The 25515-nt window shown below is 69.0% G+C and carries 22 protein-coding genes; 11 read left to right on the top strand and 11 right to left on the bottom strand.

What is annotated here, in order from left to right; translation table 11 throughout:
* Position 1 precedes the first annotated feature (1 nt).
* The gene (locus ASG07_RS13765) at positions 2–1567 is read left to right on the top strand and encodes an MDR family MFS transporter (RefSeq protein WP_055847776.1); all 1566 of its coding nucleotides are present in this window, start codon (positions 2–4) and stop codon (positions 1565–1567) included.
* Entirely contained in the window at positions 1567–3060 is a 1494-nt protein-coding gene (locus tag ASG07_RS13770; RefSeq protein WP_082474814.1) for an efflux transporter outer membrane subunit, read from the top strand. Before ASG07_RS13765 ends, ASG07_RS13770 begins: the two co-directional genes overlap by 1 nt.
* Here the strand turns inward: ASG07_RS13770 and ASG07_RS13775 are convergent.
* Together ASG07_RS13775 and ASG07_RS13780 are read right to left on the bottom strand one after the other, a co-directional pair.
* Entirely contained in the window at positions 2970–3608 is a 639-nt protein-coding gene (locus tag ASG07_RS13775; RefSeq protein WP_055847779.1) for a TetR/AcrR family transcriptional regulator, read from the bottom strand. The genes ASG07_RS13770 and ASG07_RS13775 overlap by 91 nt on opposite strands.
* Positions 3609–3679: 71 nt before the next feature.
* Positions 3680–5677: a FecR family protein gene (locus tag ASG07_RS13780; protein WP_055847782.1), complete on the bottom strand. Its 1998-nt coding sequence runs from the start codon at positions 5675–5677 to the stop codon at positions 3680–3682.
* A gap of 162 nt (positions 5678–5839) precedes the next feature.
* Between ASG07_RS13780 and ASG07_RS13785 the strand changes: the two genes are divergently transcribed.
* Together ASG07_RS13785 and ASG07_RS13790 are read left to right on the top strand one after the other, a co-directional pair.
* The gene (locus tag ASG07_RS13785) at positions 5840–7522 is read left to right on the top strand and encodes a ShlB/FhaC/HecB family hemolysin secretion/activation protein (RefSeq protein WP_236694686.1); all 1683 of its coding nucleotides are present in this window, start codon (positions 5840–5842) and stop codon (positions 7520–7522) included.
* An 11-nt stretch (positions 7523–7533) separates the two neighbouring features.
* Positions 7534–9810 (top strand): putative bifunctional diguanylate cyclase/phosphodiesterase, encoded by a 2277-nt coding sequence (locus ASG07_RS13790; protein ID WP_236694687.1) that lies wholly within the window; start codon positions 7534–7536, stop codon positions 9808–9810.
* A gap of 43 nt (positions 9811–9853) precedes the next feature.
* On the opposite strand, the gene ASG07_RS13795 is transcribed toward ASG07_RS13790, so the two are convergent.
* Positions 9854–12451, bottom strand: a complete 2598-nt coding sequence (locus tag ASG07_RS13795) for a M1 family metallopeptidase (protein ID WP_055847788.1) — start codon at positions 12449–12451, stop codon at positions 9854–9856.
* Positions 12452–12559: 108 nt separating this feature from the next.
* Between ASG07_RS13795 and ASG07_RS13800 the strand changes: the two genes are divergently transcribed.
* On the top strand, positions 12560–13528 hold the full coding sequence (locus tag ASG07_RS13800; RefSeq protein ID WP_055847791.1) for an NAD(P)H-dependent flavin oxidoreductase: 969 nt from the start codon (positions 12560–12562) through the stop codon (positions 13526–13528).
* 25 nt (positions 13529–13553) lie between these two features.
* On the opposite strand, the gene ASG07_RS13805 is transcribed toward ASG07_RS13800, so the two are convergent.
* On the bottom strand, positions 13554–14018 hold the full coding sequence (locus ASG07_RS13805) for a DUF1465 family protein (RefSeq protein WP_055847795.1): 465 nt from the start codon (positions 14016–14018) through the stop codon (positions 13554–13556).
* Between the two features lie 72 nt (positions 14019–14090).
* Positions 14091–14288, bottom strand: a complete 198-nt coding sequence (locus ASG07_RS13810) for a YdcH family protein (RefSeq protein WP_055847798.1) — start codon at positions 14286–14288, stop codon at positions 14091–14093.
* A gap of 170 nt (positions 14289–14458) precedes the next feature.
* On the opposite strand from ASG07_RS13810, the gene ASG07_RS17005 reads away from it, so the two are divergent.
* Positions 14459–14617: a DUF465 domain-containing protein gene (locus ASG07_RS17005; RefSeq protein WP_082474815.1), complete on the top strand. Its 159-nt coding sequence runs from the start codon at positions 14459–14461 to the stop codon at positions 14615–14617.
* Positions 14618–14647: 30 nt separating this feature from the next.
* Here ASG07_RS17005 and ASG07_RS13815 read toward each other — a convergent pair whose 3' ends face one another.
* From ASG07_RS13815 to ASG07_RS13830, 4 genes are all read right to left on the bottom strand, one after another.
* Positions 14648–15031, bottom strand: a complete 384-nt coding sequence (locus ASG07_RS13815; RefSeq protein ID WP_055847803.1) for a PilZ domain-containing protein — start codon at positions 15029–15031, stop codon at positions 14648–14650.
* A 114-nt stretch (positions 15032–15145) separates the two neighbouring features.
* Positions 15146–15607 carry an RNA polymerase-binding protein DksA gene (dksA, locus tag ASG07_RS13820; protein ID WP_055847806.1) on the bottom strand — a complete coding sequence of 154 codons (462 nt, stop codon included), beginning with the start codon at positions 15605–15607 and terminating at the stop codon, positions 15146–15148.
* A 526-nt stretch (positions 15608–16133) separates the two neighbouring features.
* Positions 16134–17045 (bottom strand): hypothetical protein, encoded by a 912-nt coding sequence (locus ASG07_RS13825; protein ID WP_201781028.1) that lies wholly within the window; start codon positions 17043–17045, stop codon positions 16134–16136.
* 155 nt (positions 17046–17200) lie between these two features.
* Positions 17201–17710 (bottom strand): host attachment family protein, encoded by a 510-nt coding sequence (locus ASG07_RS13830; protein WP_055847809.1) that lies wholly within the window; start codon positions 17708–17710, stop codon positions 17201–17203.
* Between the two features lie 108 nt (positions 17711–17818).
* On the opposite strand from ASG07_RS13830, the gene serS reads away from it, so the two are divergent.
* The 5 genes from serS to ASG07_RS13855 all read left to right on the top strand — a co-directional run bounded on the left by serS (position 17819) and on the right by ASG07_RS13855 (position 22682).
* Complete coding sequence (gene serS / locus ASG07_RS13835) at positions 17819–19096, top strand: serine--tRNA ligase (RefSeq protein WP_055847813.1); 1278 nt, start codon at positions 17819–17821, stop codon at positions 19094–19096.
* Positions 19096–19860 carry a 5'/3'-nucleotidase SurE gene (surE, locus tag ASG07_RS13840; protein WP_055847816.1) on the top strand — a complete coding sequence of 255 codons (765 nt, stop codon included), beginning with the start codon at positions 19096–19098 and terminating at the stop codon, positions 19858–19860. The genes serS and surE overlap by 1 nt, the downstream gene beginning before the upstream one ends.
* Before the next feature lie 3 nt (positions 19861–19863).
* On the top strand, positions 19864–21015 hold the full coding sequence (locus tag ASG07_RS13845) for a M23 family metallopeptidase (RefSeq protein WP_055847820.1): 1152 nt from the start codon (positions 19864–19866) through the stop codon (positions 21013–21015).
* A 50-nt stretch (positions 21016–21065) separates the two neighbouring features.
* Complete coding sequence (tyrS, locus tag ASG07_RS13850; RefSeq protein ID WP_055847825.1) at positions 21066–22295, top strand: tyrosine--tRNA ligase; 1230 nt, start codon at positions 21066–21068, stop codon at positions 22293–22295.
* A 69-nt stretch (positions 22296–22364) separates the two neighbouring features.
* Positions 22365–22682: a PilZ domain-containing protein gene (locus tag ASG07_RS13855; protein ID WP_055847828.1), complete on the top strand. Its 318-nt coding sequence runs from the start codon at positions 22365–22367 to the stop codon at positions 22680–22682.
* A gap of 176 nt (positions 22683–22858) precedes the next feature.
* Here ASG07_RS13855 and ASG07_RS13860 read toward each other — a convergent pair whose 3' ends face one another.
* Together ASG07_RS13860 and recG are read right to left on the bottom strand one after the other, a co-directional pair.
* Complete coding sequence (locus ASG07_RS13860) at positions 22859–23299, bottom strand: DMT family transporter (protein WP_055847830.1); 441 nt, start codon at positions 23297–23299, stop codon at positions 22859–22861.
* Between the two features lie 117 nt (positions 23300–23416).
* On the bottom strand, positions 23417–25468 hold the full coding sequence (gene recG / locus ASG07_RS13865) for an ATP-dependent DNA helicase RecG (RefSeq protein ID WP_055847834.1): 2052 nt from the start codon (positions 25466–25468) through the stop codon (positions 23417–23419).
* Positions 25469–25515: the final 47 nt, after the last annotated feature.

Consider the following 25515-nt stretch of genomic DNA (forward strand, 5'->3'; position numbering starts at 1 on the left):
GATGGCCAGTGCCGCCCTCGATCGACCCACCGCGCGCAGCCTGCCGGAAAAGGCCGATGCCGCGGCGTGGCTGGCGGTAGCGGCGGGCACGATCGGCGCGTTGATGGCAACGCTCGACATCTCGATCGTCAATTCGTCGCTGCCGACAATCCAGGGCGAAATCGGCGCGAGCGGAACCGAGGGGACGTGGATCGCCACTGCCTATCTGGTCGCGGAGATCGTCGTCATCCCGATGTCGGCTTGGCTGACCCGGCTGCTCGGCCTGCGCACCTTCCTGCTGATCGCGGCGGGACTGTTCACCGCCTTTTCGGTGTTGTGCGGCATTTCCACGTCGCTGCCGATGATGATTATCGGCCGGGTCGGACAGGGCTTCACCGGCGGCGCGATGATCCCGACCGCGCAGACGATCATCGCGCAACGCCTGCCCCGCTCTCAACAGCCGATCGGCATCGCGCTGTTCGGCGTGACCGCGATCATGGGGCCGGTTCTCGGGCCATTGATCGGCGGCTGGCTGACGGAAAATGTCAGCTGGCACTACGCATTCTTCCTCAACGTACCGATCTGCGCGATCCTCGTGGTGCTGCTGCTCGTCGGACTGCCCCACGACAAATTGCGCCTCGACCTGATCGGCGAGGCGGACTGGTTCGGCATCGCCGGCCTCGCGCTCGGTCTCGGCGGGCTGACGGTGTTCCTGGAGGACGGCCAGCGTGAACAATGGTTCTCGTCCGAACTGATCCGCTGGATGGCGTTCGTCTCCGTCACCGGTTTTGCCCTGTTGTTCTGGGGGCAGGCGACCGCGCGACGACCGATCATCAAGCTCAAGCTGCTGCTCGATCGGCAGTTCGGCTCGGTCGCGCTGATGGGCATCGTGCTGGGGATGGTTCTCTACGGCACCTCCTACGCGATCCCGCAGTTCCTGTCGGCGATCGCCAATTACAACGCGCTGCAATCGGGCAAGGTCGTGCTGCTGTCCGGTCTTCCCAGTCTGGTGATGATGGCGATCGTCCCGATCCTGCTGAAGCGCGTCGACATCCGGCTGGCGGTCGCGGCGGGGCTGTTCATCATGGGCGGGTCGGCCTTGCTCGACGCCAACCTGTCGCTGACGTCGTCCGGCCCCGATTTCACCGAATCGCAGCTTCTGCGCGGCGTCGGCCAAATTCTTGGCATGCTGTTCCTCAGTCAAGCGGTGGTGCGATCCGTCCCGCCGGAGGATGCGGGCGATGCCTCCGGTCTCTTCAACGCCGTCCGTAATCTCGGCGGCAGCTTCGCGTTGGCGGGGATTTCGATCCTGCAAGATCAGCGGATGTGGTTCCATTCGCGCCGGCTGGAGGAGACGCTGAACGCGAACTCGCCGGCGGTGCAGGATTATGTCGGCGGGCTGTCGCAGCAAGTCGGCGGCACGCCGACTGCGATGCGGCTGATCGGGCAGCAGATACAGGGGCAGGCACTGGTCATGACCTATAACGACATCTTCTGGATCATGGGCATGGGGACGCTCATCGTCCTGCCGCTCGTCCTGTTCCTCCGCCCGCTCCCGAAGGACGCCGCACCCGCGGCGATGCACTGATGACGATACGCGCCGCCCCGATCATCGCGCTCGCCCTGCTGTCCGCTTGCACGGTCGGGCCGGACTATGCCGGCCCGCCAAGGGTCGCCTCCGACGCCGCCGCTCGCGGCACGTTCGTGCGGGCGGGCGATGCCGCCCTGACCCGCGCCCCCGGCTTAGCCCGCTGGTGGGAGACGCTGAACGACTCGACGCTGACCGCCCTCGTCGACGACGCGCTGGCGCACAGTCCAACGATCGATGAGGCGCAGGCCCGCATCCGGGAGGCCCGTGCGCAACTGACGCAGCAGCGTAGCGCTCGATTGCCCGGCGTCAGCGCCAACGGCACCTATCTGCGCGCGGAGGTGCCCGGTATCGATCTGGGCGGAAGCGAAGGCGGCGGTGGCGAGACTAGCGGCGGCTCCACCAGTCTCTCCTTCTACAATGCCGGTCTCAACGCGTCGTGGGAGGTCGACCTGTTCGGCGGGGCTCGCCGCGGCGTCGAACAGTCGCAGCGGACGATCGAGGCACGCTTCGCCGAGCTCGCGGACGCGCAGGTCAGCCTCGTAGCGCAGGTCGCGCAGGGTTATGTCTCGCTCCGCGACGTGCAGGCGCGCATCCGCCTCAACGGCCGCTCTGCGGAATTGCAGGAGCAGCAGGTCGCCCTCACCCGCCAGCGCTACGCCGCCGGCACCGCCTCCGCGCTCGACGTGGAGCGACTCCAGACAGCACTGTCCAACACGCAGGCGCAGGCGGTGCCGCTGGGCGCACAGCGTGACGAGTATCTCAACCAGCTCGCCGTCCTGACCGGTCGCGCGCCCGGCGCGCTCGACGCGACGCTGGACACGGTCGTACCCGTCCCGCTGCCGCCTGCGAACGTGCCGATCGGCAACCCCGGCAGCCTGATCGCCAACCGCCCCGACGTCCGCGCCGCCGAGCGACAGCTTGCCGGCAGCACTGCCGCGATCGGCGTCAACCGCGCCAGGCAACTGCCCGGCATCCGCTTTCTCGGTCTGCTCGGGCTCGGCGGCACCAGCCCGGGCGATATCTTCGATCTCGGGAACCTGACCGCCCTCGCCGCCCCCTCGCTCAGTTGGTCGTTCCTCGACTTCGGGCGCGCCGCCGCCGCGACCCGCGTTTCGGAGGCGCAGCGCGATCAGGCGGAGGCGAAGTACCGGCAGGCGGTGTTGACGGCTTTGCAGGATGCGGAGACGTCGCTGTCGCGCTTCGGCCATCTTCGCCGGCAACTCGCCGCCCTGATCGGTGCGCAGCGATCCGCCGCGCGCGCCGTCGCGCTCAACGACCAGCGGATGCGCGCGGGGACCAGCGCCACGATCGACCAGCTCGATGTCGAGCGGCAGCGGCTATCCGCCGAGATTGCGGTGGCGCAGGCGACCGCGCAACTGACGAACAGCTATGTCGCGGTTCAGAACGCGCTGGGGCTGGGCTGGACGGGGCCGGGCTCGATCGGGCCGGGTTCGACGGGGCTGGGCTCGACGACACCGCCCGCGCCCTGACCGGTCCGGGGGCGAAGGCCGTGGAGCAGCACGGGCATCGCTTCCGCCAGCATCGCCTCCGCATCATCGCGCGATTGTTGCGGCAACAGCAACCCGCCGAGCATCCTCAGCGCCAACACCGCCTGACGGGGAGTGACATGCCGGTCGAGAGTCCCATCGGCGTGCGCGCGATCCACGAACGGTGCGAGTATCCGCTCCAGTCGCCGCGCCAGTTCCTCCAGCGCGGAGCGCGTCTCGCCCTCCATCGGCAGGTCGGCGGCCATGCGGTCGAACAGCGTGCTCGCCTGCACCCCGGCCAGCGCCATCGCCGCGATCGTCCGGTCCAGCGGCATCGCCGGGTCCAGCCCGGCCTCGATCCGGTCCAGTTCGACGTCGAACACCGCGATCAGCAGCGCCACGCGATCCTTGAAGTTGCGATAGAGCGTGCCGCGCCCAACGCCCGCCTGCGCCGCGACCTCCTCCAGCGGGACGAGATAGCCCTTCGCCCGGAAACATTCGGATGCCGCCGCAATCAGGGCATCGCGCCGCGCCTGCGCGTCACGCCGCATCGTGGCAGGATCGGAACGGCCGGACCATCATCCCGCCCTGATGCCGCCCCGCTCCTGCCGGCGCAACCCGATCAGTCCTTCCTGCCCTTCAACAGATCGTTGAGCTTGCCCGCAATGACGCCGAGCGGATCGAGCAGGCCGGGCGTCGAACCGCGATTAGCGGCCTTGGCGGCATCGTCGGCCGCTTTGGCCGCGTCCTTGGCGGCTTTTTCCTGCGCTTTCACGGCGTCCTCCGCAGCCTTTTCAGCAGCACGCTGGGCGTCCTTGGCCGCTTTTTCGGCATCCTTTGCGGCTTTGTCCGATGCGGCATCGGCGGCTCTTTCAGCTTCCTTCGCCGCCTTCTCCGCAGCTTTGGTGGCCGCGTCCTTCGCGGCATCGCGCGCGGCCTTGTCGGCGTCGGCCCTCGCCGCATCCTCGGATGCCTTTGCGGCATCCTTTGCGGCCTTCTCGGCGGCCTTGGCGGCCTGATCGGCCAGTCTGGCAGCATCGCGAGCGGCAGTTTCGGCTGCCGCGCGTGCGGCGCGCTCCGCTTCCCTGCCGATCTGCGCAGCAAGATCCGCCGCCGCTTTCGCCGCATCCTTCGCGGACTTGTCGGCAGCCGCAGCCACCGCCGCAGCGGCGGCCCGGCCGGCCGCTTCGGCCGCTTGCGTCGCATTGGCGGCCGCCAGCGCCGCCGCCGCCTGCGCGGCCGAATCGCCGGCTGCGGCGGCAGCGGCCTGTGCCGCCAGCGCCGCATCCTGCGCCGCCTGATCGGCCACCGCCTGCGCCGCGGCCTGAGCCGCCTTCACCGCAACCCGCTGCACCTCCGCAGCGGCGGCGGCATCGGCGGCCTGTTGCGCCGCGATCGCCGTCTGTGCCGACGCCACCGCCGCCGCGCTGGCGGCATCCTGCATCGCGGTGTCGGTCATCATCTGCGCCGCCTGTTCGGCTGCGCGAGCCGCCGCTGCCGCTGCCGCCTGCGCCTCCACCTGCGCCGTCGCCTTGGCGAGACGGTCCGCGTCGGCTGCGCTGGCTTCCGACGCCGCCACGGCGGCAGTCTTCGCCGCATCGTCCGCCGCGATCCGGGCGGCCTGATCCGCCTGGGTGCGGGCGGCGGCGGCAGCGGCCGCATCCCGCGCGATCCGCTCGGCATCCGCCTTCGCCTGCGTGGCGGCGGCGGTCGCCGCATCGGACTGACCGGCGGTGGTGACGGCCTGGTCCTGCGAAGCCTTCGCCGTCATCACGACCGTGGCCATCTCAACGGTCTTCACCGCATAGGTCGATGCCTCGGTCGCGACCCGGGTCGCGGTGGCGACATCGGCGACCGCTGCGGCGATGCCGCCGCCGATCGTGCCGTTGACGAGGCCGCCGGTCGTATCCGCGACCGATACCGGTGCCTCATAGACGGTGGCGGTCACCGCGACGGGTTCGCCGGCCTCGGCCGGAATCGCGGCTGCCGCCGCCGGAGGAAGCGCCGGGGGAGCAGCCGGTGTCGGCGTCGGGGAGCCAGCCGCGCCAGGAGCCTCGACCACACGGGTCACGCCGTTGCTTTCGACCTGCATCCGCGTGCGATCGCCCGCCCCGACCAGCGCGACGGCGCCCGGAAGGATCAGGTCGTGCGCGCCGCCATCGACGGCGGCGACGTCGACCGCGCCCTCCAGCACCTGAACCGACGCCCCCGTGTCGGTCACGCCGACGGAAAAGGTCGTCCCCTTCACGACGGCGGCCAGATAGGGCGTCTTCACCTCGAAATGCGGCGTCATCTTCTTCTTTATCATGAAGACGATATTGCCGAAATCCTCCCACACCCGCGTCACGCCGGTGGCGGGTTCCGTCTCGGGCAGGCGCAGCTGCGACGACGGCGAAACCATCATATATTCGGTGCCACGCACCAGCACGACGCGACCGCCGCGTCCGGTCGTCACCGTATCGCCAGCCGACACCGCCAGGCCGCGCGTCGCGATCTTGCCGATCCCTGCGCGCGACACCTGCACCGGCCCCGACATCTCGCTGATCGTCCAGCCACCCGGCCCCGCCAGCGCGGCGGACGAACAGGTGACGGCCAATAGGGACAGAAGGCGCTTGCGCATGAGGATCTCCTGGTGGCCCCCATCGGCGGGACCACCCGCCATCCCTGTCGCGCCATTCCGGTGTCGGTCGTCTTGCCCGATGCGGTTAACCGCGCATTAGGGCCGAATTCCACGGCTAACCTTTTGCAAAGGCTTCGCCGTCTAGATCGGACATCACCCCAGATGGACGACGCGATGCCCTGTTTCTCCCAATTCCTTGCTGCCGTCCTGACCGCCACCCTGGGCATTTCGTGCACCGTGCCAGCACTCGCGCAGGTTCGCCTCGATCGTGCCGACCCGAGCATCACGGAACAGGCGTTGCCCCGCGCCGTCCACCCCGGCGAGGCGACGGCGGCGATACCGACCGTCGAAACGCCGACGCCCCGGATCGGCGCGGCGGACGGCCCCACCGGCGTCGTCGCGGCGATCACCGTCGGCGGGCGGACGCAGCTCCCCTCCTCCGCCTTCGCCGCAGCCCTTACCGACTATGTCGGCCGGCAACTGGGCCGTGACGATCTCGCCCGGCTGGCCGGCGCGGTGGCGGGCGTGGCCCGCGGCAACGGCTATCCCTTTGCCAGCGCCTCGATCGAGGCGCAGCCGATGCGCAACGGCGTGCTGCGCGTCACGCTGGACGATGGCCGCGTCGATGCGGTGCGCGTGATCGGCGCGACCAATCCCGCTGCCGACCGCCTGTTGACACGCGCGCTGGTAACCGGCCGGGGCGTGCGCCGCGCAGAACTGGAACGTGCCATCCTGCTGGTCGGCGACATCGCCGGCGTGCGCGTGAAGGACAGCCGCTACACCCGTCAGGACGGATTCGGCATCCTCCTCGTCACGATCGTTCAGGACCGCGGGAGCGCCTACGTCCAGCTCGACAATCGCGGCAGCCGGGAGGTGGGGCCGGTCCGCTCCACGATGCTCGCCAGCCTGCGCGGCCTCGCCGGGTCGGGCGACGAACTGTCGTTGATTGCCGCGCAAACTCCGTTCGACCCGTCGGAATTCGCGTTCGTCCGCGGCCGCTATGCCGCGCCGGTCGGGGCGGACGGCGCGGTCCTGTCGGCATCGGCGTCCTATGGACGCTCCCACCCCGGCGCCTCCCTAGCCGTGCTGGACGTGATCGGCAAAAGCGTTGATCTCGCCGCCGCCTATGCCCGGCCGCTGGTCCGCTCCCGCGCGCGCAGTTTGTGGGGAACGCTGGAGTTCCGCGCGATCCAGATCCGGCAGACCCTGTCGGGCCTGCTCCTGCGCGACGATCGCCTCGCGACGCTGACGGGATCGCTGAACGGTGCTACGGCGCTGGGCGGCGGCATCCTCCGCGGCGAGACGTCGATAACGGGCGGCCTGCCCCTGTCGGGTGTCAGCCACGAGGGCGATGCCCGCATCTCCCGCCGCGATGGCGATGCGCGGTTCGCGACGATCGGCTATACCGTCGAATGGGTCCTTACGCTCGCCCGACCGATCACTCTTGTGCTCGGCTCCTCCGGCCAGCTTGCCTCGCGCCCCGTGCTCGCCACGGCCGAGATCGGCGCGGGCGGACCGGCATTCGGTCGTGGCTATGACTATGCCGAGCGGACGGGCGACAACGGCATCCTCGGCTCGGTCGAGCTGCGCGGCGATCTGGGCCGCGTCGCGCCGGGCGCGATCGAGCGGGCGCAGGTCTATGCGTTCGTCGACGGTGGCCATGTCAGCAATTGGCGGCACGGCATCGGCGGCGGCTCGCTGCTGTCGAGCGGAGCCGGCGTCCGCGCCGGACTGTTCGCGCGCCTCGACGGAATGATCGAAATCGCCCTGCCGCTGAACGCCGACCGGTTCGACACGCGTAACCGCCGCCCGCGCCTGTCCGTCCGCCTGTCGCGTAGCTTCTGAGCGCTAACGCCGTGATCCGCTGGTTCCGCACCTCGTCCTCCGCCATCTTCGGCATCGCGCTCATGGTCGGTACCGTCGTCGCCTCGACCGGGATCGGCGAGGCCGCCGACCGCATGCTCGACACAGCCCGGTTCGACGTCGCGACGCGGCCCGCCAGCGGCCACGTCGCGATCGTCGAGATGGACGCCGCCAGCGTCGCCGCGATCCGGCGATGGCCGTGGTCGCGGTCGCATTACGCACAGGTCGTCGATGCCTTGCGTCGGGCGGGCGCGGCGTCGATCGTCTTCGACGTCGACTTCTCGACGGGCTCCGACGCGACCGGCGATGCCGCTTTTGCCGCGGCGCTCCGGCGCGCAGACGGCATCGTGACGCTGCCGACCTTCGGACAGCAGGCGGGCACCGGCAGTTTGCGGACGATCGACGCTCTGCCGATCCCGATGTTGCGGGGCACGACCTCGCTCGCCTCCGTCAGCATCGCGCCAGACAGCGACGGCGTGGTTCGCGCGATGCCGCTGGCGACCATGACGGCGGGCGTGCCGCGCCCGACCTTGTCCGCCTATATCGCCGGACGCTCCGGAGCCGCCGACCGGACCTTCCCGATCGACATGGCAATCGATCCGGCGACGATCCCGCGGCTCAGCTTCGTCGCGGTCGAACGCGGCGGCTTCGACGCGGCAGCCGTGCGCGGGCGCAATATCCTGATCGGCGCGACTGCGATCGAGATGGGCGACCGCTATGCCGTGCCGGTATGGGGCGTGCTGCCCGGTGTCGTCGTGCAGGCGCTGGCCGCGGAGACGCTGCTGCGAGGCGTACCCCTCGCCGGCGATGGGGCGTGGCCGATGCTGCTCGCCGCCCTGTTCGTGATCGCCATGCTTACGCGCCGGTCGTTGCGCGCCGTGCTCGGGACCGGATTTGCGGGCATGGTCGTGATCGGCGTTGCGGTGCTGATCGCACAACACCGGTTCGGCCACCTCTATCCGCTTGCGGGATCGCTCGCGTTGCTGGGGACGGCGATGGCCGGGGCAGCCGCCCGCCATGTCGCCGCCCGGTTCCAGTCGCAGCGCACCACCGACGAGGCCACCGGCCTGCCCAACCGCCACGCGCTTCCCGCTGCGACGCAAGGGTCGCTCATCGTCGCGCGGCTGGTGAATATCGACGGGCTGGCCGCGGTGCTGGATCGCCAGTCGCTGACCGATGCGGTCGTGCGGACCGCGGAGCGGCTGCGGCTGATGAGCGCCGACGCCATCGTGTACCGACTCGACCGGCATCATCTCGGCTTCGTCATGAAGGACGGATCGGATCCGGAGGCGCAGCTTCAGGGGCTGCGCGCGATCCTGCTCCAGCCGGTGGAGGTCGGTGGCCGGCGCATCGACGTTGCCGTCGCGGTCGGGCTGGCGGAGGAGGGCGATACCGAACGGCAGGTGGCCGATGCCATGCTTGCCGCCGATGCCGCCCAGCGTGACGGCGTGTTCTGGCGCCGCGCCGCGACCGATCTCGACCAGTTGGAGCGGCAGGCGTCGCTGATGGGCGAGCTGGACGATGCCCTCGCCGCCGGGCAGATCGACGTTTTCTACCAGCCCAAACTGTCGCTGGCGAAGGGCCGCCCGACCAGTGTCGAGGCGCTGGTCCGCTGGCGTCATTCCACGCGCGGCTTCGTCGGTCCCGACCTGTTCATCCCACTGGCGGAACAGACCGATCGCATCGCGCCGCTGACGCTGTATGTCGTAGAGCGCGTGCTGACGGATATCGCAACGTGGCGCGTGCTGGGCCATGATCTGGCCGCGGCGATCAACATTTCCGCCAAGCTGCTCTCCTCGGCGGCGTTCAACGCGGCGATCGAGCATCTGCTGGAGCGGTCCGGGGTCCCGACATCGCTGCTGATCTTCGAGGTCACCGAATCGGCGGCGATGTCGAACCCGGATCAGGCGGTGGCGGCGCTGCGCCGATACCGTGAACTGGGCATCGCCGTATCGATGGACGATTACGGCACCGGCCAGTCGACGCTTACCTATCTGCGCCAGTTGCCGCTCAACGAGCTGAAGATCGACCGCAGCTTCGTGCAGTTCGCGCATCGGAACCGCAACGACGCGGTCCTGGTCCGCTCGACGATCGACCTCGCGCACGACCTCGGCCTGACCGTCGTCGCCGAAGGGGTCGAGGACGCGGAATGTCTGGAATTCCTGCGCGCCGCGGGATGCGACCTGATCCAGGGCTATTTCATCAGCCGCCCGGTATCGCTCGACGGGCTGCTGACCTTCATGGACGCCCGCGACGCGCAGGCGGCCTGACGACGATGGGGAACGCCAGGATGCCGGCGCTCCCCCCTCATTCCTACATTCCCAGCCACGCCTGCGTGCCGGGCCGCAGCTTCTCGGCCGCCGCCTTGCGCACGCCGATCAGCTGGATCGTTTGCTGCGCGGGCTTGCGTGCCGGCTCGGGCAGGTACTTGTCGGCATAAGCCTGGATCTTGCCCGGCATCGCCGGATCGTTCGATCCGCCGCCCAGACCGGCGACATAGCCGCCGCGCTGGCTCTGCTCGACGAAGCTCTCGACCAGCTCGCGGTTGGCGATAGCCCAGTCGAACGCCATATCCGGATGCCGCCCCGCGACCGATCGCAACAGGCTGGCCTTCTGCGGCGGCGTCAGCGCGTCGGTCTTGATGAGGTCCAGCGCGCGCTGACCGATGGCCGGATCGCGCGCCGCACCTAGCAGCGAGACGTAGCGGTTCTTCACCACCGGCGACCGCTCCGCCTGCATCAGCTTCAGCAACTGGTCCCACTCCGCCGACGTGGCGTTGATGGCATAGGTCGACAGGATCGGCTGGCGGATCGACGCCGGGATCGCGGTGGGATTGGTCGCCAGCTGCCCGACATAGCTGCGCGCCCGCGCCACGACCATCGGATCGCCATTCGATCCCAGCCGCCCGACCAGCGTCTCGCGCAGGTTATTCGCCAGCGGCTCCTCGCCCGGGCGCGCCTCGAACCCGATTCGCGCCAGCACCGGCGACAGCATCGCGTTGGTTCTGGTACGCAGCGGCTGCTCCAGCGGAGTCTGGTCGAACAGCCCGGTCAGGGTGCCCAGCTTCGACGCGACGACCGACCATTCCAGCGGATCGGAGCCGGCATTCACCCGGTCCTGCACCGCGAAATAGCGCGTCAGGTTCTGATATCCTCCGAGCGCCAGCCCGAAGTCGTCGCCCAGAGTACCGACCCGGTCCTCAAGCGTCAGCTTCGCATAGTCGCGCACGATCGCGGCGTGCCCGGCATCGTCGTACAGGACGCGCGTGTAGCTGCCCTTGCCGCGGTTGAGGACGATCGTGCCGCAACCCTTGATCTTCACCGGCGTCACCTGCGCGCCCGAAACGACGGCGCTGGTGCTACCGCCGCCGACGGTCGCAACGACCAGCGGCACGTGCCAAGTCTGCGCGGTTTTGGAGGGCGCATCCAGGCCATAGCGGCCCTGCGACAACGATACCGTCGTCACGCCTCCGGCGCAGCGGGCACCTGTCATCGTCACCAGCGGCACACCACCCTGCAACGTGAAATCGTGCGCGATCTTCGTCACGTCCCGACCCGCCGCGGCCGACAACTCGGTCCAGAGCTGGTCGGTGACGGTGTTGCCGTATTTGTACTTTGCCATGTAGGTGCGGATGCCGGCACGGAACTTCACCTCGCCGAGCGTCGATTCCATCATGCCGATGACGGCCTGGCCCTTGGAGTAGGTGATGCCGTCGAATGCCTGGCCGATCTCGTCGACGGTCTGGACGTGGCGGATGATCGGGTGCGTCGCCGCCGTCGCGTCGAGCTGCATCGCACCCTCGCGCTCATAGGCGACGGCGACCGCATCGGCCTTCCACGTCGGGTTCAGTACGCTGGTGGCCTTCCCCTCCATCCAGCTCGCGAAGCCCTCGTTCAGCCACAGGTCGTCCCACCACTCCATCGTGACCAGATCGCCGAACCACTGGTGCGCCATCTCGTGCGCGACGACGCTGTGCACCTGCTGACGACCGCTTTCGGCGGTTCGCGCCGCATCGAACAACAGGGTCGGCTCGAAATAGAAGATCGCACCCCAATTCTCCATCGCACCGAAGAACTGGCTGGAGCCGGGGCCGGCGATCATGTCCATCTTGGGCAGCGGATAGGGCTGACCGAAATAATCGTTGTAATAGGCCAGCAGCCGCTTCGCCGCGCCCAGGGCGTAATCGCCCTGATCGACCACGCCCTTGCGCGTGATGACGCCGATCTCGACCGGCCCCGCCTTCACCGCCTTGCGGTCGACCTCGCCCATGCCCAGAAACAGCAGATAGCTCGACATCAGCGGCGTCTCGCCGAACTTGTAGAGCTGCGATCCGTCCGCCTGCTTCGTCACGGTCGTGACGGGCGTGTTGGAATAGGCGAGCTGGCCCGCCGGCGCAGTGGTCGTGACGCGAAAGCGCGCCTTGAACGACGGCTCGTCCCACATCGGCGCGAACTTGCGCGCATCGGGAGCCTCGAACTGGGTCGCCAGCATCCGCGCCGGCGTGCCGTCCGCATTGCTGTAGTCGATCGCGAAGAAACCGGATGCCGACTGGCTGATCTTGCCCGTCCACTGGAACGCCACGGCATGGCGACCCACCGTCGCCGGTGCCGACAGCGTCAGGGTCAGCGTTTGCGCATCCTTGTCGAGGGCGATCTTCGCGGGCTTGCCGTCGAAGGTCGCGCTGGTCACGTCGAGATCGGCGGCGTTCAGCACGATCGTGCGGGTCGCTTCCCGCACGTCGACGGTGACCGTCTCCGCCCCCGAGAAGGTCAGCGTCTTCGCGTCCGGCCGCACGCTGATGTCGTAAAGAACGGGCACCACGTTGCGCGGCAATTGCCCTGATGACGTAGCGGCGGCGAGTGCCGGCACGGAAACGGTAAGTGACAGCAGGGCTGCGGCGGCGAGCTTCATGGAAGAGAATCCCCTGTTCAGTGTATGGTGCACGTCATACGCCATCCCCGAACGGTTTCAACGTGCGGTCGCTGGACAGCGTCGTTTCGTCCCGCCAAGGTTTACGGCATGACGCTTCCAGCCCTGTTCGATCGCCTCCGCCTGCCCGTCATCGGCTCGCCGTTGTTCATCATCTCCGGCCCGGAACTGGTGATCGCCCAGTGCAAGGCGGGGATCGTCGGCTCGTTTCCGGCACTCAACGCCCGCCCCTCCGCGATGCTCGACGAATGGCTGCACCGGATCACCGAGGAATTGGCCGCGTACAATCGCGCCAATCCCGATGCCCCGGCCGCGCCGTTCGCGGTGAACCAGATCGTCCACCGTTCCAACGACCGGCTGGAGGCCGATCTCGTCACCTGCGCCAAGTGGCAGGTGCCGATCGTCATCACCTCGCTGGGCGCACGGGAGGACCTGAACGCCGCCGTCCACGGCTGGGGCGGCATCACGCTGCACGACGTCATCGACGACACCTTCGCGCGCAAGGCAGTCGACAAGGGTGCCGACGGCCTGATCGCGGTGGCGGCGGGCGCGGGCGGCCATGCCGGGCGGCAGTCGCCCTTCGCGCTGATCCAGGAAATCCGCCAATGGTTCGACGGACCGCTCGCGCTGTCCGGGTCGATCGCGAACGGTGGTGCCATTCTGGCGGCGCAGGCGCTGGGCGCGGACCTCGCCTATATCGGATCCGCCTTCATCGCGACCGACGAGGCGAATGCCGACGCCGCCTACAAGCAGGGCGTGGTCGACGGCCGGGCCAAGGACATCGTCTATTCCAGCCTGTTCACCGGCGTGCATGGCAATTACCTGCGCGGTTCGATCGTCGCCGCAGGGCTGGACCCCGATGCCTTGCCGGAGGGCGACTACAGGACGATGAACTTCGGCCAGACCAATGGCGGCGAAGGCAGCAAGGCCAAGGCGTGGCGCGACATCTGGGGATCGGGACAGGGTATCGGCGTCATCGATTCCGTCGAGCCGGTCGCGGCCCGGGTCGCGCGGATGCAGGCGGAGTATCAGGCGGCAAGGGCGCGACTGGCCTTGTAGGCGCGGACCGTCGCAGCCCCCCGTCCTAGAACGACGCAGCCAGTCGTCGCTGCAACGAATGGACGCCGCAGGAAACGGCAGGCGGGTCCGGTGACAGCGTCCGGTCCATCGCCGCCGCCCGCCGGTGCAGCGCGGCACTCGACGCGATCAACCGCCCGGCACGCGGCGGCAGCGTGGCGGCGACATCGGCGTCATAGGCCGGAGCCTCACCCAGCCGGCGCGACGGGTCGGAGGCGGCGCGCCGGCTGATCTCGCCCGCGTCCACCGCGCGCTGCGTCATCAGCCACGCGATGACGTGCATCAGCCGGGTCGTCACCTTCAGCGACTCGCAGGAGAAGGTCACGCGGGCGAACGGATCGAGCGCCTCCCGTTCGGCGCGGCCGGCCTCATCGAAATAGGCGCGTGCCTCGTCCGCCAGCAGCATAGCATCGGTATAGAGCGCATCGACGAAACGACGGTCGAGGCGCGAATCGGTCACGGTCCGGGTCATGATGGCCACGTTACACGGCGGAAAGATTCCGGCCACCGGCTACGGACGACACGGCTGTCCCAATGTCGTTCGTTAAGCAATTATGTCGGGGACGAGCTGATCTTCCAGCATCGCGATCTCGTCCCGCAGGCGTAGCTTGCGCTTCTTGAAGCGGGCCAGTTGCAGCTGATCGGGCACGGCCACCGTTCCCAGTGCGGCGATCGCGGCATCCAGATCGCGATGCTCCTGTCGCAGCACGTCCCGTCTGGCGATCAGTTGCGTATCGTCCATATGCGTCCCCAACCCCGGTCACTCCCGCCCCCCTGTAGCGGAAAAGCAGAGCGTGCAAACGGTCGACGGATGATCGCGCACGGAACATCGCAAACGGTTTCGATCGCATGGCGACAAAACCATCTTCGCATGGTTTACTCCGTCCCCCGTTAGCAAAGGAGACCCTGCCCATGCAGTCGACCGCGCATCAGACAGCCCTTGAGGGCAAGCACGCCACGCTCGACCGGCGCATCGCCGAGGAAGAGCATCGGCCGCTTCCCGATGCTGTGACGCTGGCCGCGCTCAAGAAGCAGAAGTTGAAGCTGAAGGAAGAGATCGCCGGCCTGTAGGGTCCGGGCCGATGGACCGCTGCGCCGCCCTCAGCGGCGGGGCAGCGGTTTGGCGAAGAGCGGCACCGGGGCCGACCCGCCCACGGGCTTGCGGGCAAGCTGCGGATCGATGGTCTGGTCGAGCGCAATGCCCAGACGACCCTCGGCACACCACGCAACCTTGCCAGTCACTTCGCCGATCCCGCGCATTTCCAGCCATACCACCGTCCCGGTCGCGACCCGCGTCGGATGTTCGGCCATCAGGCCACCCGCCGACAGGTTGCGGATGCGGACCTCGGATACCGCGGCATCGTCACCGACCCGCATATGTGCGCTCAGCAACAGGCTGTCGCGCTGCCGTTGCCGCGCATCCGTGTCGCCACTCAACGGCGCGTCCGGCTCCGCCTCGTTCCAGCCGCGTGAGATGCCGTCCATAGCGTTAAGCGCCCGTATAACCTGTCCGGGTGCCCGCGTAGCGCGACGAAAGTCGCCAAATCCTTAAAATCGCCGGGCACCGGACAGCCAAACGTCCCGATCCGGGACGCCGCCTCAATCCTCGCGCGACACCTTTTCGTTGCGCTCGTGGCGCTCCTGCGCCTCGACGGTCATCGTCGCGATCGGCCGCGCCTCCAGCCTGCCCAGGCTGATCGGCTCGCCGGTGACTTCGCAATAACCGTACTCGCCCTCGTCGATCCGGCGAATCGCCGCGTCGATCTTGCTGATGAGCTTGCGCTGCCGATCCCGCGTCCGCAATTCGATCGACCAGTCGGTTTCGCTCGACGCGCGGTCCGTCAGGTCCGCCTCCCGCAGCGAGTCGACCTGAAGCTGCGACAGCGTCCCTTGCGCCTCGAGCAGGATCGCCTCTTTCCAGCGCAGCAATTTGTCACGGAAATAGGCCTGCTGACGCAGGCTCATGAACGGCTCGTCGGCCGTGGGTCTGTAGCCGTCGGCATCGTTCGCCGCGCCCAGACCGGAGGGAAGCTCATCCACGCGATTCAACACGGTCGCCATGCCCCACTCTCCATCGATCCCGTCTCCGCGGCATCTTTGCTCGCGGCGATCGGGTCGCCCCCAAATCGTTGAGCGCCTATAGTAGCGGATCGGGCGGCTCACAAGCGAACGATGCGCGATCCAAGTTCGTGTTTTTTAACGCATGTGATGGGAAAACGACCGTCGTCCGGGCACGCATCGGGCCGACACCGGTCCCAGCCGACCTGTATCCCCGACCTGTATCCCCGACTTGTATCAATGTGGCACGTTAACGCTGCCCGGCATTCCGCGCGGTCGTTCCCCGGCGCAAAGAGCCGATGAATCGTGGTTAACGCGGTTGCACTTAACATTTTGTTGGCCCCCTAAAGCCCACAGCGGATTGGTGCGCTGCGTCCCGGGGAGTCGGGGCGTGGAGGCGACGCAAACGGGAAAGCGACCGAACTATGTCTGTGCGGATGGCTCTGGCAAAACTGTGCGCCTGCGCATGCGGCGGGGCCGTGATCGGCGGCGGCGCGGTGCATGTCGCCGAGCGTCCGCAACGGGTCGCCTATTCCAAGCAGAAGATGGCCAAGCGCGTCGTCCACCGCCAGATCGCGAGCAAGCCGCGCGTCCGCCGCGTCGTGACCCGCACCACGACGACCTGCGCGCCCGCGATCGTCACCGTCTCCACCCAGTCGCCCCCGGTTCCGATCTCCGATCCGGGCGGCAGCCCCTTCATCGGCGGCGGCGGCGGATTCGTGCCGGCGGTGATCGGCGGCGGCTTCGGCGGTGGTCCCGGGTTTGGCGGCGGATTCGGTGGCGGCTTCGGGTTCGGTGGTGGCGGCGGCGGCGGATCGGTCGTGATCTCGTCGACCAGTTCCGGCGGCAACATCGTCTCCAGCTCGAGCTCGGGCAATGTCTCCAGTTCGACCGGGGGCGTGTCGAGTTCGTCCGGTAACGTCTCGACATCGTCGGGCAGCGTGTCGAGCTCGGGCGACGTATCGACGTCGTCGGGCAACGTCTCGACGTCTTCGGGGGTCTCGACGTCCTCCGGGGTTTCGACATCGTCCGGCAACGTGTCGACGTCCTCGGGGGTGTCGACGTCTTCAGGCGTCTCGACGTCCTCAGGCGTATCGACGTCCTCGGGCGTATCGACGTCCTCGGGCGTATCGACCTCTTCCGGCGTATCAAGCGCCAGCTCGGCCTCCAGCGCGTCGTCCGCCTCCAGCGCCAGTTCCGCCTCCAGCAGCGGCAGCAGCAGTGGCAAGCCGGGCCACGGTTCGTCCAGCGGTGGCTGGTCGTCGAGCGGCGGCTGGAGTTCCAGCGGCGGCTGGTCGTCCAATGGCTCGTCCGCCAGCAGCGCCTCGTCCGCGTCCAGCGCGTCCTCGGCATCGAGCGCGAGCAGCGCATCCTCGGCCTCAAGCGCATCGTCGGCGAGCAGCGCATCCGGCAGCACCGGTTCCAGCGGCGGTCCGCCCACCCCGGTTCCTGCGCCGCCGATGGTCCTGCTGTTCGGCGCGGCGGCCGCGGCGCTGGTAGTCCGTCAACGCCGCGCGAAGGCGATCGCAGCCTGAGACGGGCGGGCGGGACCGGATATCGTGACGACGTCCGGAGACGCCGCCACGATGTTCGTCGTCACGCCGCCTGCAACGCCTTTTCGATGTCCGGCACGGGATGGCCGGTCAGGTCCTTGGCCAGTTCGCCGGCCAGCCGATCACTCACCGCCTTGTGATAATGTTTCCGAAGCTCGCCCAACGTCTTCGGCGGGGCGACGATGACGAGCGATTCGAACTCGTTCGCCAGCGCGCGACGCTTCAGCATGTCGGCGGTTTCCGCAGCGAAGCGATCCTCCTCCTGCTGGTGATAGTCGGTCTCGTCCATCGAACCGCGGGACGGCGCGAATTGTGCGCCGCCGCCCGATGCGTGATTGCTGCCGCCCTGCGCGACGGCAGGCGCACCGGCACCCGACTGCGTGGAGCTGGAGCCGCCCGCGGCGTCCGTCTTCTGGTCGCGATCGGCCGGGTTCACATGCTCCTGCGCATGTTCGACCTTCAGGTTCGGGAACTCGGCGTCGCCTTCATTGCGAAAGAACAACGCCTTGCGACCATCGGCCACCAGCACGAACGCGTTATGGGGCACCTGCATCGTCACATCTCCTGATCGTTGTGGTCTGAGGCACTAACGCGGCGCACGGCGGGAGGGTTGCCCCGCCTCGCCTTGCATGGCCTCCCCGCGCCCGGCATAGCCGCCGCCATGCACGACATTCGCGCCATCCGGGACGATCCCGCCGCTTTCGACGCCGCCCTCGCCCGCCGCGCCCTGCCCGCACAGGCGGAGTGGCTGGTCGCGCTCGACGAACGCCGCCGCCGCACCACCGCCGCCGCGCAGGACGCGCAGACCCGCCGCAACGACCTGTCGAAGCAGATCGGTCAGGCGAAGGCGCAGAAGGACGAGGCGCGGGCCACCGCGCTGATGGCGGAGGTCGCCGACCTGAAGGCACGCCTGCCGCAGCTGGAAGAGGAAGAACGCGCGATCGGCGCGGAGCTGGACGCCGCCCTAGCCGCCATCCCCAATCGCGCCGCGCCCGACGTACCGGAAGGCAAGGACGAGGACGACAACCGGCTGGTGTCCGAATGGGGCAGCCCGCGCGCGTTCGACTTCGACGTTCGCGAGCATGACGCGATCGGCCCCGCGCTGGGCATGGATTTCGATGCGGGGATCGCGATCGCCGGGGCGCGCTTCACCCTGCTGCGGGGCGGCATCGCCCGCCTGAACCGCGCGCTCGGCCAGTTCATGCTCGACCGCCTCGTCGCGGAGCACGGCTACGAAGAGGTCGCGCCGCCGGTGCTGGTGCGCAGCGAGGCGCTGTTCGGCACCGGCCAGTTGCCGAAGTTCGCCGACGACCTGTTCCGGACGACGGACGATCGCTGGCTGATCCCGACCGCGGAGGTGTCGCTGACCAACCTCGTGCGCGAGCGCGTGCTGGCGGACGGGGAATTGCCGCTGCGCCTCGCCGCGCTGACGCCATGCTTCCGTTCGGAGGCGGGCGCGGCGGGGCGCGATACGCGCGGGCTGATCCGCCAGCACCAGTTCGACAAGGTCGAGATGGTGTCGATCGTGACGCCCGATGCGTCCGATGCCGAGCACGAGCGCATGACCCGCGCCGCCGAGGGTGCGCTGGAAGCGCTGGATCTGCCGTATCGCCGGATGCTGTTGTGCAGCGGCGACATGGGCTTCTCCGCTGCCCGCACCTATGATCTGGAGGTCTGGCTGCCCGGTCAGGCGCGGTATCGCGAGATTTCGAGCTGTTCGACCTGCACCGACTTTCAGGCGCGCCGGATGAACGCGCGCTATCGCCCGGAAGGCGGCAAGCCGCAGTTCGTGCACACGCTGAACGGGTCCGGCCTCGCGGTCGGACGCACGCTGGTCGCCGTCATCGAGAATTATCAGCAGGCGGACGGTTCGGTTGCAATTCCCGCGGTGTTGCAGCCATATCTGGGTGGCATGACCGTGCTGGAGCCGGCGCGCTGATGCGAATCCTGCTGACCAACGACGACGGGTATCATGCCCCCGGCCTGAAGGTGCTGGAGCGGATCGCCGCCGCCTTTTCCGACGATGTCTGGATCGTCGCGCCCGCCGACGAACAGTCGGGCGCGGGCCACTCGCTGACGCTGACCCGGCCCCTTCGCGTGCGCCGCCACGCCGACAAACGCTTCGCGGTCGCGGGAACGCCGACCGACGCGGTGATGATGGCGGTGGCGAAGATCATGGCCGATACGCCGCCCGACCTGATCCTGTCGGGCGTCAACCGCGGCGCCAATCTGGGCGAGGACGTGACCTATTCGGGCACCGTCTCCGCCGCGATGGAGGGCGCGCTGGCCGGCATCCGTTCGATCGCATTGAGCCAGGTGTACAGCCGCGACGGGCTCGGCGATGCGGTTCCGTTCGGGGTGGCGGAGGCGTGGGGCGAGCGGGTGCTACGGCCCCTGATCGACGCGCCGATGACACCGCGCACGCTGGTCAACGTCAACTTCCCCGCCGTTGCGGTCGACGCGGTGAAGGGCATCCGCGTCGCACCGCAGGGCCTGCGCGATTACGGCCGGCTGAAGATCGTCACCAACACCGATCCGCGCGGCTACGACTATCACTGGTTCGCCCTCGGCGTGACGGAGCATCGCCCCGGCAGCGACGACGATCTGGCGGCGGTGGCGGACGGCCATATCTCCGTCACCCCGCTGCATCTGGACATGACGCACGCTGCGTCGCTCGCGATGCTCGAACGGGCGTATCGCTGAGCGATGCGGACGCGGGCGCTCCTGCTGATCGCGGTCGGTCTCGCCGGCTGCATCCCGCAGGTCGAGCCGCCTGCCTCCTACAGGACCCCGCCATTCGGAGGGCCAGTCGGAGGGCCAGTCGGAGAGCCTGCCGAAGGACCTGCGGAACCGGTCGCAGACCCCGTGCCCGACGAACCGCCGCAAGATACATTGGGCGCGGCGGAGGAGCCGGATCGCCGCGTCGGCACCGTCGCGCTGCCAGCCGCCAGTTCGAAGCCGGCCTGGGAAGCGCGCCCTGTCGCAGCGGATGCAGTGGAGGTCGAGGCATCGACCTACACCGTGCGGTCCGGCGACACGCTGCGCCGGATCGCCGACCGCACCGGCGCGGGGCTGGATGCGATCGCGCGCGCGAACGGCATCGCCTCGCCCTACACCGTGCGGATCGGACAACGGCTCGATATCCCGGCGGGGCGCTATCACCTCGTCCGGTCGGGAGAAACGGGCATCGCGATCGCCCGCGCCTACGGTGTGGAATGGTCGCGGATCGTGTCCGCCAACGTGTTGGCGGAGCCGTACACGCTGAGTGCCGGGCGGCGAATCGTGATCCCCGGCACCGCCGCCGGCCAATCGCGCGCATCTGAACGCGCCGCGGCCTTCCGCCTCGACGTCGACGACATCCTGACCGGCGGCGAGCCGGCGCTCGCCCAGAACCAGGCACCCGCGCGGCCGGTGTCGCGACCGACCCGCAAGCTGCCGCCCACCACCCCGGTCGCGCCGCCGGTTCGGCTGGCGGGGGGCGGCTTCGGCTGGCCGGTCGACGGCCGCGTCGTCAAGCGGTTCGGCCCCGGTGCGAGCGGCGAACGCAGCGACGGGATCAAGATCGCGGTGCCGCTGTCGACGCCCATCCGTGCGACCGCCGACGGCGTCGTCGCCTATGCCGGCGACGGCATCAAGGCGCTGGGCGGCCTCGTCATCATCAAGCATGGCGGCGGCTGGACCAGCGTCTACGGCCATGCCGCCAAGTTGCTCGTGAGCCGCGGCCAGAGCGTCAAGCGCGGCCAGACGATCGCGTTGTCGGGCGATACGGGCTTCGCGGCCGACCGGCCGGAGGTGCATTTCGAACTGCGCAAGGGCCGCACGCCCGTCGATCCGCAAGGGCAATTGCCGCAGACGTGACGCAATCCGCGGGACGTGACGCCGCGCCCGCGAGTTGCTAACCGCCGGCCATGTCCTACCAGTCCGACCTGCTCACCGTCCTCGGCAACCGCGGCTACATCCACCAGCAGACCGATGCGGCGGCGTTCGACGCGCTGGCGGCCAAGCAGGTCGTGCCCGGCTATATCGGCTTCGACCCCACCGCACCGTCGCTGCACGTCGGCAGCCTGGTGCAGATCATGCTGCTCCGTCGTCTTCAGCAGACCGGGCACAAGCCGATCGTGCTGATGGGCGGCGGCACCGGCAAGATCGGCGATCCCAGCTTCAAGGACGAAGCGCGCAAGCTGCTGGGCGAGGACGGGATCGCGGCCAATGTCGCGTCGATCCGGCGTATCTTCGAACGCTTCCTGACGTTCGGCGACGGGCCGACCGATGCGGTGATGCTCGACAATGCCGAATGGCTCGACGCGCTGGAATATATCCCCTTCCTGCGCGATGTCGGCCAGCATTTCTCCGTCAACCGGATGCTGTCGTTCGATTCCGTGAAGCTGCGGCTGGATCGCGAGCAGTCGCTCAGCTTCCTCGAATTCAACTACATGATCCTCCAGGCCTACGACTTTCTGGAACTGTCGCGCCGCGCCGGCTGCCGGTTGCAGATGGGCGGCAGCGATCAGTGGGGGAACATCGTCAACGGCATCGAACTGGCGCGCCGGATGGACGGCACCGAGGTGTTCGGCCTGACGACGCCGCTCATCACGACCGCGGATGGCGGCAAGATGGGCAAGACGATGGCCGGCGCGGTGTGGCTCCACGAGGACCAGCTGCCGCATTTCGATTACTGGCAGTTCTGGCGCAACACCGACGACCGCGACGTCGGCCGCTTCCTCCGCCTGTTCACCGACCTGCCGCTCGACGAGATCCGCCGGCTGGAAGCGCTGCCGGGCGCGGAGATCAATGAGGCGAAGAAGATCCTCGCCAACGAGGCGACCGCGATGTGCCGCGGCCGCGCTGCCGCCGCGGAAGCCGCGGAGACGGCCCGGCGGACCTTCGAGGAAGGGGCCGGCGGCGCGGCGCTGCCGACGCTGGCGATCGACGGATCGATCGGCGTGATCGACGCGCTGATCGGTCTCGGCCTCGTCAAGTCGAAGGGCGAGGCGAAGCGGCTGATCGCCGGCGGTGGCGCGCGCATCGACGGCGAAGCGATCGGCGACGAGAGCGCGGTCATCGTAATCGATGCGCCAAAACGCCTGTCCGCCGGTAAAAAGCATCACGGGATGCTCGTTCCCGGTAACCGAGATTAACGTCCGGTAAGGATTCGCGGCGGTATACGGATTCGTCCGTCGCCCCCGTCGATGCCAAAAGGATTCGCCATGAACACCGCCGGTCTGCGCACCAGCATCGACGATCGCAGCGAACCGCGCATCGACGTTATCCACCGCACCCGCCTGACCGGGGCGGACGGCGTCGACCGGTTGGTGACGGTGGTGAACGTGTCCGCCCGCGGCCTGATGGTGCGGGTCGAGGGCGACCATGCGGAGGGGGATTGCGTCCAGATCATCTTGCCGCGCGTCGGGAAGGTCGCGGCGCAGGTGCGCTGGTCGCTGGGGGGCCGGATCGGCTGCCGTCTGGACCGGATGATCGGGATGTCCGACTATCACGCCATCCTGCAGGCGATGCGCCGGGCCTGAGCCATCCGGAAACAAGCCGCCGACCTTTCGGTCGACGGCTTCCCCCGACGGACATCGGGATCCGGGAAAATCGGGTTCGGCAGCATGCGCCTCGCTACGCAGGGATGATGCACGGCGGGCGCCCGGTCAAGCGCTTCCCGTAACGGATCTGTCACGAAACGGGATCATCGTCGGCCTCAGCCGCGCCGGACCAGCAGCACCCCCGCCAGCACCAGCACGACACCGCCGATCCGCGCCGGACTGACGGGTTCGATCTTCAACCCCAGCAGCCCGAAATGATCGAGCAGGATCGCGGTGCCGAGTTGACCCGCGACGGTGATCGTCAGCGTCGACGCCAGCCCGAGTCTGGGCGCGGCATAGGCGAGCGCGGCGACGAAGCACGCGCCGTACAGCCCGCCTGCCCACGCCCAGCCCGGTGCCCCCTTCAGCGCGGCCATCGGTGTCCGGTCCAGCGCCGCCCAGCCCGCCGCCAGCACGATCGTTCCGACCGCGAACGACACCAGCGACGCCAGCCACAGCGAGCCGGACGCCTTGGCGAGCGCAGCATTGGTCGGTGGCTGGATCGCGACGCCGACACCGGCAAGCAGGACGATCAGGATGGGGATCAGGGCAGGCATGGTCGCGATCGTTGGCCGCAAGGACCGGACCCGTCAACGCTTCCGACCCGAGCCCTTCCAACCCGTGCGCTGCTGACCCGAGCCCTTCTAACCCGGGCGCTGCTAACCCGGGCGCATCTAACCCGAGCGAAGCCGCGCCACCCCCGCATCGCGTTCGAACAGGTAGAGCGCGATGCGGGCCGCCTGCCCCCGCTCCCCCTCGAGCCCGCCGTCGCGGTCGACCAGCAAGCGCGCATCGTCCTGCGCACATTGCAGCAGGTCCGGCAGCAGATCGGGTGGTGCGAGGCGGAACCCCTGCTCCCCCGACTGGCGCGTACCCAGCATCTCGCCACCGCCACGCAGGCGCAGATCCTCCTCGGCGATACGGAAGCCGTCGTTCGTCTCGCGCATCAGCGCCAGCCGCGCCCGCGACGTTTCCGACAGCGACGATCCCCGCAGCAGCAGGCAGCGCGACAATCCCCCGCCCCGCCCGACCCGCCCGCGCAACTGATGGAGCTGCGCCAGCCCGAAACGGTCGGCATGTTCGATCACGATCAGGGTGGCGTTCGGCACATCCACGCCGACCTCGATCACCGTCGTCGCGACCAGCACGCCGATCGATCCGGCGGAGAACGCCGCCATGACGTCGTCCTTCTCCGCCGGCTTCATCCGCCCGTGAACGACACCGACCTTGCCCGGAAAGCGCCGCCCGAGCTCCTCCGCGCGCGCCTCCGCCGCCGCGAGGTCGGACTTCTCGCTCTCCTCGACCAGCGGGCACACCCAATACGCCTGTCCGCCCTCCGACAGATGCCGGCCGAGCGCATTCACCACCTCGTCCAGCCGGTCCTCGGACACCACGCGCGTCTCGATCGGCTGGCGGCCGGGCGGCATCTCGTCGAGCCGGCTGACATCCATCTCGCCATATTGCGCGAGCGTCAGCGTGCGCGGGATCGGCGTCGCCGTCATCGCCAGCAGGTGCGGCGGGCGCGCACCCTTGGCCTGCAACATCAGCCGCTCGGCGACACCGAACCGGTGCTGCTCGTCCACCACCACCAGCGCCAGATCGCGGTAGCCCACAGCATCCTGAAAGATCGCGTGCGTACCGACGAGGATATCGATCGATCCGTCGGCGAGGCCCATCAGCGTCGCCTCCCGCACCCGCCCCTTGTCGCGCCCGGTCAGCACCGCGACCTCCAGCGGCAGGCCGGACAGCGTCCGCCGCAGCGTCTCGTAATGCTGACGCGCGAGGATCTCGGTCGGCGCGAGCATCGCCGCCTGCGCCCCCGCCTCCACCGCGACCAGCATCGCCATCGCCGCGACCAGCGTCTTGCCGGACCCGACATCCCCTTGCAGAAGGCGGAGCATCGGCGCTTCCTGCGCCAGATCGCCCTCGACCTCCCGCACCGTCCGCGCCTGCGCCCCGGTCAGGCTGTACGGCAGCGTCAACAGGTCACGCAGCCGCCCGTCCCCGGCCAGCGCCCGCCCCCGCCGCTTGCGCGTGTCGGCCCGCACCAGCGTCATCGCCAGCTGGTTGGCGAACACCTCGTCATAGGCCAGCCGCGCCCGGGCCGCCGCATCCGCGGGATCGGCGTGGATCCGGACCAGCGCCTCGCGCCAGTCGGGCCAGTCGCGCTTGGCCTTCAGCCCCGGCTCGATCCATTCGGGCAACACCGGCGCGCGCTCGATCGCCTGATCGACGAAGCCCGACAGACGTCGCGACGTCACCCCTTCGGACAATGGATAGATCGGCTCGCGCGCGCGCATCGGCTCGCCGGGATCGGCCAGTTCGGGGTGCACGATCTGAAGGTCCTGACCATATTGGTCGAGCCGTCCCGACACGAGCTTCGGCTCGCCCAACGGCAGCAGCTTCTTCGCCCAGCCGGGATGCCCGCCGAAATAGGTCAGGCTGACGGCGTTTCCCGCCGCGTCGAACGCGTTCACCCGCGTCGGGCCGCGCCCGTTCGATTCGCGATAGCTGCGCGGCGTCAACACGATGGCGATGATCCGCCCGGCGTCGGCGGCATCCAGTTCGTCGCGTGCGACGCGATCGACCCAGCCGGTCGGCAGATGGAACGCGACATCGACGACACGCGCCAGCCCGAGCCGGTCGAGCGGCCTGGCGAGCGCCGGCCCGACGCCCTTCAGCGACGTGACCTCTGCGAACAGCGGATTGAGGATAGCGGGGCGCATGACTAGATACGCCCCCTATACTCCAGCCGACGTGCGCCGCCAGCGCC

Source organism: Sphingomonas sp. Leaf343 (assembly GCF_001423765.1).
In the GTDB taxonomy this organism is placed as follows: domain Bacteria; phylum Pseudomonadota; class Alphaproteobacteria; order Sphingomonadales; family Sphingomonadaceae; genus Sphingomonas.